The organism is Corallococcus sp. CA053C, assembly GCF_003611675.1.
Lineage (GTDB): Bacteria > Myxococcota > Myxococcia > Myxococcales > Myxococcaceae > Corallococcus.
In genome coordinates, this window is sequence record NZ_RAWA01000247.1 from 1 (window position 1) to 14114 (window position 14114).

The following is a 14114-nucleotide window of genomic DNA, read 5'->3' on the forward strand; positions in this document are numbered from 1 at the left end:
CCCCCGGAGACGAAGGCCCCGCCCACGACGGAAGAGGGCAAGGAGGCGGAGGCGGTGATGCCGCTGGAGGTCACGGAGACGCCCGCGCCCCGCGACGCCATCACCATCGAGTCCCTGAGCGTGAAGGGCAACGTCCTGAAGCTCTCCGTCCGCCACGGTGGCGGCTGCCGCGAGCACCGCTACGGCCTCGCGTGGGACGGGCGGTTCACGAAGACCGCGAGCGGTGAGCCCCGCGCGGAGCTCACCGTGCTGCACGACGCGAACAGCGACCGCTGCAAGGCGCTCGTCTACAAGGACCTGGCGTTCGACCTCTCCACGCTCCAGCAGGCATGGAGCGAGAAGGGCCGCGGCGACCACGGCGCGCTGCACCTGGACTTCAACGGCGTGCCGGAGCAGTCCGCGCAGTTCAACTTCTGACGGGTGCGTCAGGGACCCCGCAGGAGCGTCATGCCCTGCGCGAGGAGATCATCGCGCAGGCGCGTGAGCACCTTGCCCAGCAGGTTCAGCCCCCGCCACGTGGCCGGGTCCTGGATGCGCGGATCCGCCGCGTTCAGGCCCACGCCCCAGATGCGGTCCATGGGGCTCGCCTCCACCAGCACCGTGCCCGCCGTGGCGAGCAGCGTGTCCAGCAGCAGCCGGTGCTGGGTGAACTTCGCGTGGTTGCCCTCGTAGACGATGCGCTCGCGCTCGCGCTCCCACACCGCCGCGTCGAACGGGCTCACCTTGCGCCCCAGCGCCTTGTGCTGCTTGGGCGCGGCGGCGCGAAGAATCTGCTCCAGCACGCGCGTGTCCCCGAACAGCCGCGCCTTGCCCGCCATCATGTACTGCTCCGCGCAGGTGTAGCGGACGCCCTCCACCTCGAACACGGACGGGTGCCACTGCGAGAACGCCGAGTCCTCCTGCCAGAAGAACGTGAACCGTTCGGTGCGCGCTTCCATCCCTGCCTCCCAGGCTTGGTGTGATTAATACACGAACGTGATGCGATGGAGGAACCTGACAGGCCCTCCTACAATGCCGGCCCGCCCGCCATGCGACTTCAAGAAGCCCAGAAGCTGTTGGACCGTTGTTTCTCTGGCACCCGGGAGGGCGCGCCCCGCCTCCACGAGCCTTCGGACCCCCGCTTCGCGGGTCGAGGCGGCGCGGTGTGGCTGGAGTACCGCTGGTACGTGCGCGAGCGCGGCATGGCGGAGGTGTTCCTCAAGTGGGACCGGGTGACGTCCGGCAGCCCCACGGCGGCCGAGGCCACGGTGCTGCGCACGCACCTCCTGGGTCAGTCCCAGATGCTGGCCCAGCGCGCGCTGCGCACGGTGGAGGGGGGCACGCCCGCGCCGGAGCGCGTCCTGGACGTGCTGCGCACAGACGGCATCCGCCGCGAGTGCGTGGCGAAGGGGCGCACCACCGTCACGGTGGAGCACTGGGAGAGCACGCGCCCCACCGCGCTCCTGGACGTGGCGCGCTTCGAGGAGCTGGCCGCGCCCCTGGAGGCGGAAGAATCCACGCCCGAGTCCCGCCATGAAGCGGTGCAGCGGCTGGCGGCGGCGGAGCGCAGCCCGCGCGTGGTGGACGTGCTCTTGCGGATGGTGGCGCGCAAGTCGTCGCTGATGGCGCTGCGCATCCTGTCCGAGTGGGGCGAAGTCAAAGCCCGCGAGTTCCTCCAGCGGGACCTGGCCGCGCTGACGCCGGGCAACGCGGCGGACCTGTGGGCCCTCACCGCGTTGGACCGGAGATTCGAGGCGTGGGAGGCCCTGGCGCGCCCCGGGTGAGGCACGCCAGGACACAGGAGCCACCGTCAGTGGGACGGAGCGCCGCCCACCCTGGGGCCCAGCACGTCGCGCAGCGCCTCCGCGACGGGGAGCTTCGGGGACCAGCCCAGGGCGCGGAGCTTCTCCGCGGAGCCCACGAGGCTGGGGATGTCCGACGGACGCAGCCGCGCGGGATCCAGCTCGATGCGCGCCTGCACGCCGGACAGGTTCAGCATCTCCTCCAGCAGGCTGCGGATGGTGCGGCCCTCACCGCTGCAGACGTTGTAGGCCTGCCCCGGCTCGCCGTTCGTGAGCAGCAGCCGGTATGCGTCCACGACGTCCTTCACGTGCGAGAAGTCGCGCACGGCGTCCAGGTTGCCCGTGCGCAGGACGGGGTCCACCGTGCCCAGCGCGATGGCGCGGATCTGGGCGGCGAACGACGGCACCACGAAGGTGGGGTCCTGCCCCGCGCCCAGGTGGTTGAAGGGCCGGGCGAGGATGACCGCCATGCCGTAGCTGCGGAAGAACTGCTCCCCGGCCAGCTCCCCCGCGGACTTGGACGCGGAATACGGGCTCAGGGGCACGTGCGGGTGGGACTCCGTCGCGAGCGTGCCTTCGGCCACCGGGCCGTACACCTCGCCCGAGCCCACCAACAGCACGCGGGCCCTGGGCGCGCTCTCCCGCAGCGCGGTGAGCAGGTGCACCACGCCCATGGTGTTCACCGCGAACACCCGGGCGGGGTTCTGGTGGCTCTTGGCCACCGAGCTGAAGCCGGCCAGGTGCAGCACCGCCTCCGGCTTCACGTCGGAGACGGCCGCCTTGACCCTCGCCTCGTCGGCGATGTCGAAATGCAGGGCGGTGCTGCTGATGCCCTCGCCTCGGGGCCCGTGCACCTCCACCACCTCGTCGCCGGCCGCCCTGAGGGCGTTGCAGGCATGCCGGCCGACGAAGCCATCCGCTCCCGTGACGAGGACGCGCATCTTACCGCTGCCCTGCCTTCACGCGCTCCAGGTCGGCGTCGACCATCATCTCGACGAGCTCCTTGAAGCGCACGGTGGGCTCCCAGCCGAGCTTCTTCTTCGCCTTGGCCGCGTCGCCGATGAGCAGGTCCACCTCCGCCGGGCGCACGAACGCCGGGTCGGTGAACACGTACTTCTGCCAGTCCAGGCCCACGCGCGCGAAGGCGATCTCCACCAGCTCCTTCACGGTGTGCGTCTCGTTGGTGGAGACGACGTAGTCGTCCGGCTCGTCCTGCTGGAGCATGCGCCACATGGCGTCCACGTAGTCGCCCGCGAAGCCCCAGTCGCGCTTGGCGTCCAGGTTGCCCATGGGCAGCTTGTCCTGGAGCCCGTGCTTGATGCGCGCCACGTTGTACGTGACCTTGCGCGTGACGAACTCCAGGCCACGGCGGGGCGACTCGTGGTTGAAGAGGATGCCGCTCACCGCGAAGAGCTTGAAGGACTCGCGGTAGTTCACCGTGATGTGGTGGCCGTACGCCTTCGCCACGCCGTACGGGCTGCGCGGGTAGAAGGGCGTGTCCTCCGTCTGCGGCACCTCCAGCACCTTGCCGAACATCTCGCTGGAGGACGCCTGGTAGAAGCGCACCTGGGGGCGCGTGTGGCGGATGGCCTCCAGCATCTTCGTCACGCCCAGCGCCGTGAACTCACCGGTGAGCACCGGCTGGTTCCAGCTCGTGGGCACGAAGGACTGCGCCGCCAGGTTGTAGACCTCGTCCGGCTGGGTGAGGCTCAACAGGGCCGCCAGCGAGAACTGATCCAACAGGTCGCCCTGGTGCAGGTGGACCTTCCCCTGGAGGTGCGCGATGCGCTCGAACTTCTCCTCCGAAGAGCGGCGCACCATGCCGTGCACCTCGTAGCCCTTCTTGAGCAGCAGCTCCGCCAGATAGCTGCCGTCCTGCCCGGTGATGCCCGTAATGAGTGCGCGCTTGGCCATGGCCCTTGTCTGTTCGCTGGGAGACGGTGTTCGTTGTACCCGAGCCTTTCGCTCTCTGCCAACCGTTCGAGGGTTCCAGGAACTTGAACCAGACAGGCCAAGTGCCTAGGTAGGGAGCGACCTGCCCAGGAGCTGCCCATGCGCATCCCCCCCATCCCCGCCTTGATGGTCCTCCTCGTGAGCACGGCGGCGGGGGCGCAGCCGACGGCCCCCGTCGCGGTGCCCTACACGTCGCAGACGCGGCCCGGCGCCCGCTCCGGGGCGGGCACGGTGAACGACGTGGCCCTGTGGGTGAACCCCGCGAATCCCGGGGCGAGCCGCCTCATCACGTCCGACCAGAACAACGGCCTGTTCCTCTTCACGCTGGACGGCACGGAGGTGCAGGCCCTCACCGAGGGCGCGTCGTCGAGCGTGGACGTGGCGTACGGGTTCCCGGTGGGGGGCGGCGCGACCCGGGCGCTGGTGGTCAGCGCGAACCCCACGCTGACGGGCCTGGTGCCCTACGTGGCGGACGCGGCCCCGGACGGCGGGCTTACCCGGCTGGCGCCGACGGCGGCACCGCTGGATGTGGGGGTTGCCTACGGGACGGTGCGCCTGACCCGCGGGGCGGACGGGACGTTCCAGGCCTTCGGAGGGCTCGCGGGCGGGGGCTTGCGGCAGTTCGTGCTGACGCCCACGGATGGGGGCATCAGCGCCACCCCGGTCCGCAACCTCACCACCGGCTTCGTGACGGGCCTCGTGGTGGATCAGGCCCTGGGCGCCGTCTACGTGGCGCAGCAGGGGCAGGGGCTCTACCGCTACGGCGTGGACGCGGATGCCGGGACCACGGGCCAGCAGGTGGTGCCGCTGGGGGATGGCGGGCTGTCGTCGGTGGGACGGCTGACGCTGTACGAGACGTCCGGAGCGGATGGTTACCTCGTGGCCACGGATCCGAACGCGAACGCCTTCGTCGTCTTCGACCGGCGCACGCTGGGCCGGGTGGGGTCGTTCCAGCTGGTGCAGGACGGCGGCACCGACGCGGTGGAGCTGTCGCGCGGCCTGGTGGCGTATCCGGGCGCGCTGGGCGCGGCCTTCCCGGAGGGGCTCTTCGTCGCGCATGACGGCCAGAGCGCCAGCACGCAGGGGGAGAACCTGAAGCTCACCTCCTGGGGCAACGTCGCCCGCGCCTTCTCACCACCGCTGGCCATCGCGCAGCAGGTGGATGGCGGCACCACCGGGGACGGCGGCACCACCGGGGACGGCGGCACCGCGCAGGATGGCGGTGGGAGCGTCATCGTCGATCCAGGCAGCAACCCGATTGGCGGCAGCCCGGGCACGGACGAGAGCGGCTGCGGGTGCTCCAGCGCGTCGGTGTCCGCGTCGGCGGTGTTGGGCCTGCTGGCGCTGGCGCTGCTGGGACGGCGGCGCCGCGGCTGAAGCGGGCCGGACGGTTGCGGGTTGAAAGCGGGAGGTGGGCGGGATGAAGTGCGCGCCCCATGCGCACCTTCCGCCTCACCGCCCTGGCGCTCACGGCGCTTGTCTCCGCCTGCCGCGGGGGCCCGACGCCCGCTCCTGAAGCGACCACGCCCGCCGCTCCGCCCGCCGTTGCCGCGCCCGCGAAGCCCGTGCGGCTCACGCTGGTGGGCACCAACGACTTCCACGGCTGGGTGATGCCCCACCGCGCCACGCTGCCGGACGGGCAGAAGGTGGAGGAGGGCGGCGCGGCCCTCTTCGCGTCCTACGTGGCCCGGCTGCGCGCGGACAACCCGGGCGGCGTGCTGCTCCTGGACGGCGGGGACCTGTTCCAGGGGACGCTGGCGTCCAACCTGGTCGAAGGGGCCATCGTCGTCGACGTGTACAACCTGCTCGGCTACACGGCGGTCGCCATCGGCAACCACGAGTTCGATTACGGGCCGGTGGGTCCGGGCCCCCAGGCCACGCGTCCGGACGAGGATCCGCTGGGCGCGCTCAAGGCCCGCATGGCCCAGGCGAAGTTCCCCTTCCTGTCCGCCAACGTGCGCGAGAAGGACGGCCGCCACCCGGCGTGGCTGGGCAATGACGGCACCACGGTCGTCACCGTGAAGGGCGTGAAGGTGGGCCTCCTGGGCCTGTCCACGTTGCAGACGCCGCAGACGACGAACCCCGCGAACGTCGCGAGCCTGCGCTTCGAATCGCTCGCCCAGGCTGCGCTGGAGGCCACCCGCGCGTTGCGCGCGCAGGGCGCGGAGGTCGTCGTCGCCCTCGCGCACGCGGGCGGCAAGTGCCCGGACCTGTCGAACCCGCGCGACACGTCGGGGTGCTCGCGGGACGACGGTGAAATCTACGCGGTGCTGGACGCGCTGCCTCCGGGCTCCGTGGACGCGGTGGTGGCGGGCCACACGCACCAGCCCATGGGGCACTTCTTCGGCGACGTGCCGGTCATCGAGACGTCGGGCCTGGCCCGCTCGTTCGGCGTGGTGGACCTCTTCGTGGATCCGGTGAAGCGCCGCGTGCTGCCCGAGCGCACCCGCATCCAGGCCGCCATCCCCGTGTGCGGGGCCGTGGACGCCACGCTGAACACCTGCGACCCGTTGCGCCTGCGCGACGCGAAGGCCGTGCGGATGGTGCCGGCCACCTTCCTGGGCGCTCCGGTGACGCCGGATCCGCGGGTGGAGGCGCTGGTGGCCCCGGCGGAGGCGCGTGTGGAGGAGGAGCAGCGGCGTCCGGTGGGCGTGAACGTCCAGGCCCGCATGCCCCAGGTGTACGAAGCCGAGAGCGCGCTGGGCAACCTGATCGCGGACGCGATGCGGAAGGTGGCCCGCTCCGACGCGGCGGTGATGAACGCGGGCGGCATCCGGGCGGACCTGCCGCAGGGGCCGCTCACCTTCGGGAAGCTCTACGAGGTGCTGCCCTTCGACAACACGCTCGCGGTGGTGGACCTGACCGCGGACGAGCTGCGCCGCTTCCTCGCGCTGGCCTACGGCGGCCGCAAGGGCGTCTTCGCGGTGTCCGGTCTGGAGGTGACGCTGGGGGCCTGCCCGGGGCCGGAGCGCTTCAAGGGCGTGACGCTGCCGGGCGGCGCGCCGTTGAAGGCGAAGGGGACCTACCGCGTCGCCATGCCGGACTTCCTCGTGCGCGGCGGAGACGGGGTGGGGCCGCTGACGTCCACGCTGCCACCGGAGCGTATCAACCTGTTGCAGGGCCAGCCCCTGCGCGAGGCGCTCACCGTCTACGGCCACGCGCAGGGAAATACCCTGAAGCCGCCGGCATTTGGCCGCGTCCACGTGGTCCCGGCCACGTCGCCCTGCGCCGAAGCGAAGCCCTGAGGGCCATGACCCGGGGTGTTGGAAATTTTCCCCCTCCGCTGATCCGCTGGCACTGCACGGAGCCGCAACCCAGCGAAAGATCAGCGAAAGGCGCCCGGGCCGAATTTTCGGCCTGGGATCAGTTTCCAACGGGAGGAAACCTCCTTACTCTAGGGCACGCGAGAGCCCTTGTCGGCGCGGCCCCTGGTCAGCGTGTGCAAGCCGGATCCCGTGCGTGGGAGGGACAGAGAGATGCTCTACAAAGTGACCCCGATGATGGTCCCGGTGGCGCCCGAGAAGGAAAAGGCGCGTGAGCCGGGTCAGCCGCGCAAGCGGCGCAAGTCCTCCGTCTACGACGCGGACGGCCACGAGGTGCTCATCTCGCTGATGTGTCTGAAGTGCAAGACGCTCAGGCCGCTGGCGCAGTTCGGGCTTCGGAAGATGGCGGACGGCGCCATCCGCAACCAGCCGTGGTGCCGGGGCTGCCGCTCGGGCGCGGGCACGAAGAAGCCGAAGAAGGATGAGACGGCCCAGGCCACCGTCGTGGTGCAGGCCCCCGTGGAGTCCGTGCTCCAGGTCGTCGCGGCGGTCCCCCTGGACGCCGCCCCCGTCGAGCCGACGCTCGTGGAGGCCGCTCCGGCGGTCCCGCACGAGACCGACGCGACGGCCACCGCCCTGGTCTGATCCACCGGCGGGCTCTTTCCGCCCGGGTGGGGCGCGCGACCAACGCTCGCGCCCCTCGTGGGATGGATCCGCCCGCAGCAGCCACGAAGCCTGCTCCTCACGTGCGACCCGTGCCGGGCTGATCCGCCCGGGACGGGTTTCGTGCGTCAGGGCCGCCGCCCCGCGCGTGGCGGCGGGGAGGCTTCACACCCGCTCCGGATCAAGACAGCGCCAGGCCCGCCGGCAGGGTGTCGCCGAGCGCCCGCGCTTCATCCGCCCGGTCCAACGCCACCACCTCGCGCACCATCCGCACCCACGTATCGGACGCCTTCGCGGCGACGAGCGCCTGGGCCGTGCGCTCGCGCAGCTCCGCGGGCAGGTCGCGCGTGCGGTCGCCGGTGAGCCGCGCGAGCTGGGCGGCGGCGAAGGGCGCGCCATCCACCTTGCGCAGATCCAGCGTGAGGAGCAGCTCCAGCCACGCCTGCGCCGTCTCCACGTCCACGACCTTGTGGCTGCTGCCGTAGAGCGGCACGCGCGCACCCAGCCGGCCCAGTGACCAGGCCCAGGGGCCACCGGAGCGGGACTCGTCCTTCAGGCGCGCGGCGATCCACTGGCCCGCCTCGGTCTTGTCGCGCGGGGACAGGTGTTCCAGCGACGCGACGGCGCGGACCATCTCGTCCAGGCCCTCCGGCTGGATGCCCTTGAGCTTGGGGGCCTGCGCGGGGGGCTCCAGCGGGATGCGCCGGGCGAGGTGCGGCTGGAGGTAGCCGTAGAGCTTCTGCTGCTGCGCCTCGGTGAGGCCGCCCGCGATGCGGCGCCACATCACCCAGAACTCCGTCCACACCGCCTTGTCCGTGTGGTGCTGTACCAGCGCGTCGAAGAGGCTGAAGGTCTGCTCCGCGCGCCAGCCGTCCAGCGGGTAGCCGAAGCCGGGGCGCAGGCAGAAGCCGGTGAGGCTGTAGAAGACGCGCTCGTGGTCGTCCGTGCGGCGGCGCTTGCTGGCCCCCGCGTACAGCGTGCTCCACAGCTCGCGCAGCACCGGCACGCGCCATGTGTCGCGCGGGCCCAGCACCTTCTCCAGCGTGCGCCCCAGCTGCTTCACGTCCTTGGGGCCCAGGGGCAGCGGCTTGTTGCCGTAGACGCGCTCCACGTTGTCCTTCGCCTCGGCGAAGCGCGCAGGCATGGACTCCGTGACGGTGAGCTCGTGCGAGCCGCCGGTGCCGCGCAGCTCGAACTCCAGGCGCCAGCGTTCGTCCGCGACGTTGGAGACGCAGTACAGCTCCAGCGTGCCAATCTCCGTGAGCGCCGCCTGCAGGTGCACCGGCACCTCCGTGGCCTTGCCCGACGCGCCCTTGAGCAGCGTGTGGATGGGCGGCAGCGGCTTCAGGTCCTCCGCCAGCGGCACCAGGTCCCCCGGCTTGTCGATGCGGTCGCTCGTCGTGGAGTAGAGCGCGAACTGCACCGGGCGGCCCAGGGTGAGCGTGAAGGGGCGCTCGCCCAGGTCCACCTTCTGGCCCTCCTCGAAGCCGCGCGGGATGAGGCAGAGCGTGGGCTGCTCCGTGCTGTCCGCGCCGCGCTGCAGGCCCACGTAGTAGGCCCGCGCCGCGCCGCCGCCAATGCGCAGGCCGTGCCCGCGCCGCACCAGCCCGTAGTACGCCGCGCCCCGGGCCACCGCGAGCTCCAGCGACTCGTGCTTCAACAGCGGGATGCGCGGGGCCTGCGGCCACCACGCGGACAGCGCTTCCACCAGCCGTGCCGAAATCTGGGGCGAGTTGAAGACGCCGCCGTTCAGCAGGATGGCGTCCGGGCGGGGCAGGGCGCCCTCGGTGGCGGGCGTCTCCCCCAGCGCCGCGAAGCCTGCCGCCGCGTGCTGCGCGAGGAAGGCCGCCAGGTGCCGGGTGACGGCCGGGTCCTGCACGTACGGAAGGCCCAGCTCCTGGAGCGCCATGCGCGCCGAGCGGCGGGGCCGGTCCTCCGGAGGGGACAGCGGGAAGAAGCCATCCAGCACCAGCGCGTGCGCCTCGTCGCGGCCCAGCTCCGTGGACAGCGTGCCGCCCAACAGCCGGCTGCCCTCGCCGATGAGTGACAGGCCGTACTTCTCCGGAGGCGCGTTCCCGAGCAGCTCCTCCTTCGCGGTGCGCGCGGCCTGGATGGCCTGCGTCCACTGCGTCGCGGACAGGCGACGGCCGTCCTTGAACAGCTTCTCCTCCATGCGCCGCGCGAGCGCCGCGTCCATGTTGTCGCCGCCCAGCATCAGGTGGTCGCCCACCGCGAGCCGCCGCAGCATGGGCCCCTCCGGCGACACGCCCGCGTGCACCAGCGTGAAGTCGGTGGTGCCGCCGCCCACGTCCACCACCAGCACCAGCCGCACCTGGGCCAGCGTCTGCTCCAGGCCGGAGCGGTGGCGCGCGGTGTAGTCGTAGAAGGCCGCCTGCGGCTCCTCCAGCAGCGTGAACTTCTCCAGCCCCGCCTTGCGCGCCGCGCTCACCGTGAGGGCGCGCGCCGCCTCGTCGAAGGAGGCCGGGACGGTGATGACCACCTCCTGCTTCGCGAGCGGCTCATCCGGGTGCGCGAAGTCCCACGCGCGGGCCATGTGCGTGAGCAAGAGCGCGGACGCGTCCACGGGGGACAGCTTCTGCACGTCCGCGGGCGCGCCCCACGGGAGGATGGGCGCGGAGCGGTCCACGCCCGGGTGGCACAGCCAGCTCTTGGCGCTGGCCACGAGCCGCCCGGGAACCCGCGCGCCCTGCCAGCGGGCCAGCTCGCCCACCACCCAGGGCCCGCCGTCATCGCCCCACGGAAGGCGCAGCGACTCCGAGGCCAGCTCGTGGCCGGCGGGGACGTAGACGGTGGACGGCAGGAGGGCGCGCGCGGCCACCTCGCCCTGACGGACGAGCTGGGGCAGGGGGAAGTCCTCGACGGGCGCCCCCGAGCCCTTGCCTGGATCCACGGAAGCCACCGCGCAATGGGTGGTCCCCAGGTCGATGCCGACGATTCGCATACGCCTCCGGTGTACGGGGCCCTTCTACTCCTTCATGCGCACGTTGAGCTCCAGCTTCCAGCGCCCGGGGCCGTCCTTCTCCAGGCACCGCAGCTCCAGCGTGCCCACCTCCGTCACCGCCGCCTGGAGGTTCACCGGCGTCAGGTCCCCGTAGGGCGTGGCCTGTCCGGGCAGCGTCGTCTCGATGGGGGCCACCTCCTCCAGCCCCCCCGACGCCAGCTCCGCGTCCACGTCGTCCAGCAGCACGCCCACCCGGTCATCGCGCCGCACCGACGACGCGAAGAAGCGGAAGCTCGTGGGCTCCCCGGTGACGAGCCCGAACTCCTGCGGAGGCACGTCCGCCTGCGTCCCTTCCTCCATGCCGAAGGGCGCCACGCACAGCGCCTTCACCGGCGGCTCCATGCCCGGCACCGCCGGCATCGCCGTCTCCACGCCCACGTAGTACGCGCGCGCCGTGCCGCCGCGGATGCGCAGGCCGTGTCCCTGGCGCACCCAGCCGTAGTACGCCGCGCCGCGCGCCACCGCGAGGTCCAGGTCCGCGCCCTCCAGCTCCTTCGCCGCGGGCGCCCCTTCCGAAGCGAGCCACGCGTTGAGGACCTCCATCACGCGGCCCTTGAGCGGTCCCGCCTTGAAGACGCCGCCGTTGAAGAGCACCGCGGTGGGGTGCAGGAAGCCCTTGCCCGCCACGTCCACCGGCGAGTCCGCGCTGGCCGCGAGCGCCTGTGCCTGCCGGGTGAGGAACGCCGCCAGGTGCTTCGTCACCGCCGGGTCCTGCGCGTACGGCAGCGCCATCTGCGCAAGGCCCGTGCGGCGCGCGGTGCGCGGCAGGTCCGTGACGGGGAGCACCGGGAAGAAGCCATCCGTGAGGACGCGGTCCAGCTCCTCGCGCGTCAGCTCCGTGCGCAGCGTGCCGCCGATGAGCGACGAGCCCCGGCCCGGGATGGCGATGTGCGCGCGGTCCATGGACGGATCCGCGTACAGGGTCTCCTTCGCGTGACGGCACCCGTAGGTGAGGCCGTTGAACTGCCACGCGTCCAGCTTGCGGCCCTCGGCGGCCATCCGCTGGTTGAGCGTGTGCGCCAGGGCGAGGTCCATGTTGTCGCCGCCCAGGAGGATGTGGTCGCCCACCGCCACGCGCAGAAGCTCCAGGTCGCCCTCGCGGTCCTTCACGGTGATGACGGAGAAGTCGGACGTGCCGCCGCCCACGTCCACCACGAGGATGACCTCGCCGGGCTTCATCTGCCGGCGGAAGTTCTCCCCCATCGCCTCCAGCCACGCGTACAGCGCGGCCTGCGGCTCCTCCAGCAGCGTGATGTGCTCGATGCCCGCCGCCTTCGCGGCTTCCAGCGTCAGGTCGCGCGCCGCCGCGTCGAACGAGGCGGGGACGGTGACGATGACCTCCTGCTGCGAGAAGGCGTTGCCCGCCTCCTCGCGCGCGCGGGCGAAGGTGTGGTCCCACGCCTCCTTCAGGTGGCGCAGGTAGCGCGCGGACGCGTCCAGCGGGGACACGCGCTGCACCTCCGGCGGGGCCTGCCAGGGCAAGAGCGCCGCCCTGCGGTCCACGCCCGGGTGCGACAGCCAGCTCTTCGCGGAGGAGACGAGGCGCGTGGGCACCTTGGCCCCGTGCGAGCGGGCGAAGTCACCGACGATGATGCCCGGCTCCGGGCTCCACGGCAGCGCCAGGCTGCCTTCGGGGAACTCCTGCGCGCCCGGCAGGTAGAGGAACGAGGGCAGCAGCGGGCGCGCTTCCACGGTGCCCGGCGCGGTGACCTGCGGCACGGGCAGCATGGACTGCGAGGGGCCGCGCGGCTTGCCGTCCTCGAGGTTGAAGTAGGACACCGCGGAGTGCGTGGTGCCCAGGTCGATGCCGATGGAGTATCGGGCCATATCGTTCAGGAACCCTCCGTGAGGAGGTCCTGGTTCCTTTCACCTGGAAGGGAAGGGGAGGACTGCGAGCGCTGCCTCGAAGCTCGGTCGAAGCCCGGTCGAGCTTCAGGGGAGTTCGACCTCCGCCGGGGCCAGCACCCGGGGCTCCATCGCGGGGCTCACGGACGGGAACTTCACCTCCGTGGTCACCCAGCCGTGGTGCCGCAGCGTGCCCCCATAGGGAGGCTGCCCGGCGACGTTGCCCGTCAGCCGGATGCGCTGCGCGTTGAAGCCGTCCGGCACCGTCACCTTGTCGCCTTCACCCTGCGGCAGCACCGGCTCCAGGGTGAGGTACTGGTGGACGACCTTGCGGCAGCCCTCGTGGACGATGCGGGCCGCCGCGCCCACGTCCGCGTCCGGGAAGGCCGCCACGTTCTCCTGCACGAAGTCCAGGAAGCGACCCTCGCGCTGGAGCATGGCCAAAAGCGACAGGGCGCTGGCGTGCTCGCGTTCCGGGGGAGGCGGGGCTGCCGGCACCGCGGTGGCCTGGACGACGGGCCCCTTCACGGGCGGCGGGGGCGCCCCGGCTCCGGCCGGAAGCTCCTTGAGCTGACCGGCATCGTAGGCGCGGGAGGTCGGCAACACGGCCTGCGCGAACTCGCGGGACACGAGGCAGCGCCAGAAGCACAGCCAGGCGAGCCAGAAGCGGGCGAAGAACGACAGGGAGGCGGACGGGTCGGTCATCGGCCCCGGATAACAAAGCCCGAAGCCTTTGCAATTCAGCAACGACCGGAATGACCTGAAATGCAAAGGGCCTCACGGTTTCCCGTGAGGCCCTTCGGTACTTCATGGTGGAGGCGGACGGGATCGAACCGACGACCTTCGCATTGCGAACGCGACGCTCTCCCAACTGAGCTACGCCCCCATGACGCACTACGCCTGCCTGTGCTGCGCCCCGCCGGTGTTGGGACCGACGAAGTGATGGGGCTAGTACCGGAGCCACAGCTTGCTGTCAAGCAGCTCGTTTTCACCAGCAACCCTGCGATTGACGTGCCGCGCAGCGGATGCCATAAAAACCGCTTTCGGCACTGCATCCTTCCCGGCCGGTCTCCTCCGGGCCCCCCCTTCTGGTTCATGTCCACCTCCCCATCGAAGACGTTGAGCCCCACCGAGCTCGCGAAGCTTGAGCATTCGTTCGCTTCCGACCCCTCGTCAGATGCGTACAAGCCCCTGGCGGAGGCGTACCTTGACCTGGGGCGCTTCATGGAGGCGATGGTCGTCTGCAAGAAGGGCGTGAAGGCCCATCCGACCGCGACCGATCCACGCCTGCTCCTCGCCCGCGTCTACGCGGCGCAGAACAAGGACAAGAAGGCCCTGGAAGAAGTCCAGGGGGCCCTCCAGGTCCAGCCCGAGGACAAGGCCGCCCTGCGCATGGCGGGCGTGCTCCTCATCAAGGGCGGCGAGGCGGAGAACGGCCGCGCCAGCCTCCTCAAGGCGTACCAGGCGGACCCCGGCGATCCGGAGACCGTCACGCTCCTGCAGCAGTACAAGGTGGAGATCCCCCGCCCGGTGGCGCCCACGCCGGTGCTCGCGCCGAGGCCGCCGTCGTCGACGCGGTCGCACTTG

Annotated in this window: 11 protein-coding genes, 1 tRNA gene and 1 pseudogene; 6 read left to right on the plus strand and 7 right to left on the minus strand. The window is 71.7% G+C overall.

Annotation, left to right across the window (positions count from 1 at the left end; translation table 11 throughout):
* Positions 1-417 (plus strand): annotated as a pseudogene (locus D7V97_RS44815) (hypothetical protein); the annotation flags it as partial.
* Positions 418-425: 8 nt separating this feature from the next.
* On the opposite strand, the gene D7V97_RS27500 reads toward D7V97_RS44815, so the two are convergent.
* Positions 426-938, minus strand: a complete 513-nt coding sequence (locus D7V97_RS27500; protein WP_120613608.1) for an NADAR family protein — start codon at positions 936-938, stop codon at positions 426-428.
* A gap of 90 nt (positions 939-1028) precedes the next feature.
* Between D7V97_RS27500 and D7V97_RS27505 the strand changes: the two genes are divergently transcribed.
* Positions 1029-1763, plus strand: a complete 735-nt coding sequence (locus D7V97_RS27505) for a hypothetical protein (RefSeq protein ID WP_199728960.1) — start codon at positions 1029-1031, stop codon at positions 1761-1763.
* A gap of 26 nt (positions 1764-1789) precedes the next feature.
* On the opposite strand, the gene D7V97_RS27510 is transcribed toward D7V97_RS27505, so the two are convergent.
* Positions 1790-2722: a GDP-mannose 4,6-dehydratase gene (locus D7V97_RS27510; protein ID WP_120613610.1), complete on the minus strand. Its 933-nt coding sequence runs from the start codon at positions 2720-2722 to the stop codon at positions 1790-1792.
* Between the two features lies 1 nt (position 2723).
* Positions 2724-3695 (minus strand): GDP-mannose 4,6-dehydratase, encoded by a 972-nt coding sequence (gene gmd / locus D7V97_RS27515; protein ID WP_120613611.1) that lies wholly within the window; start codon positions 3693-3695, stop codon positions 2724-2726.
* Positions 3696-3833: 138 nt separating this feature from the next.
* Between gmd and D7V97_RS27520 the strand changes: the two genes are divergently transcribed.
* From D7V97_RS27520 to D7V97_RS27530, 3 genes are all read left to right on the plus strand, one after another.
* The gene (locus tag D7V97_RS27520) at positions 3834-5111 is read left to right on the plus strand and encodes a myxosortase-dependent phytase-like phosphatase (protein WP_120613612.1); all 1278 of its coding nucleotides are present in this window, start codon (positions 3834-3836) and stop codon (positions 5109-5111) included.
* A 59-nt stretch (positions 5112-5170) separates the two neighbouring features.
* Complete coding sequence (locus tag D7V97_RS27525) at positions 5171-6979, plus strand: bifunctional UDP-sugar hydrolase/5'-nucleotidase (protein ID WP_120613613.1); 1809 nt, start codon at positions 5171-5173, stop codon at positions 6977-6979.
* A 231-nt stretch (positions 6980-7210) separates the two neighbouring features.
* On the plus strand, positions 7211-7642 hold the full coding sequence (locus tag D7V97_RS27530) for a hypothetical protein (RefSeq protein ID WP_120613614.1): 432 nt from the start codon (positions 7211-7213) through the stop codon (positions 7640-7642).
* 199 nt (positions 7643-7841) lie between these two features.
* Here D7V97_RS27530 and D7V97_RS27535 read toward each other — a convergent pair whose 3' ends face one another.
* The 4 genes from D7V97_RS27535 to D7V97_RS27550 all read right to left on the minus strand — a co-directional run bounded on the left by D7V97_RS27535 (position 7842) and on the right by D7V97_RS27550 (position 13413).
* On the minus strand, positions 7842-10622 hold the full coding sequence (locus D7V97_RS27535; RefSeq protein WP_120613615.1) for an Hsp70 family protein: 2781 nt from the start codon (positions 10620-10622) through the stop codon (positions 7842-7844).
* A 24-nt stretch (positions 10623-10646) separates the two neighbouring features.
* Positions 10647-12509 carry an Hsp70 family protein gene (locus D7V97_RS27540; RefSeq protein ID WP_120613616.1) on the minus strand — a complete coding sequence of 621 codons (1863 nt, stop codon included), beginning with the start codon at positions 12507-12509 and terminating at the stop codon, positions 10647-10649.
* Positions 12510-12614: 105 nt separating this feature from the next.
* Complete coding sequence (locus tag D7V97_RS27545) at positions 12615-13232, minus strand: DUF2760 domain-containing protein (RefSeq protein ID WP_120613617.1); 618 nt, start codon at positions 13230-13232, stop codon at positions 12615-12617.
* A gap of 105 nt (positions 13233-13337) precedes the next feature.
* Positions 13338-13413: transfer RNA gene (locus tag D7V97_RS27550), tRNA-Ala, on the minus strand.
* A 209-nt stretch (positions 13414-13622) separates the two neighbouring features.
* Here D7V97_RS27550 and D7V97_RS27555 point away from each other — a divergent pair.
* A partial coding sequence (locus D7V97_RS27555; protein ID WP_368668968.1) for a tetratricopeptide repeat protein occupies positions 13623-14114 on the plus strand: 492 nt, incomplete at its 3' end.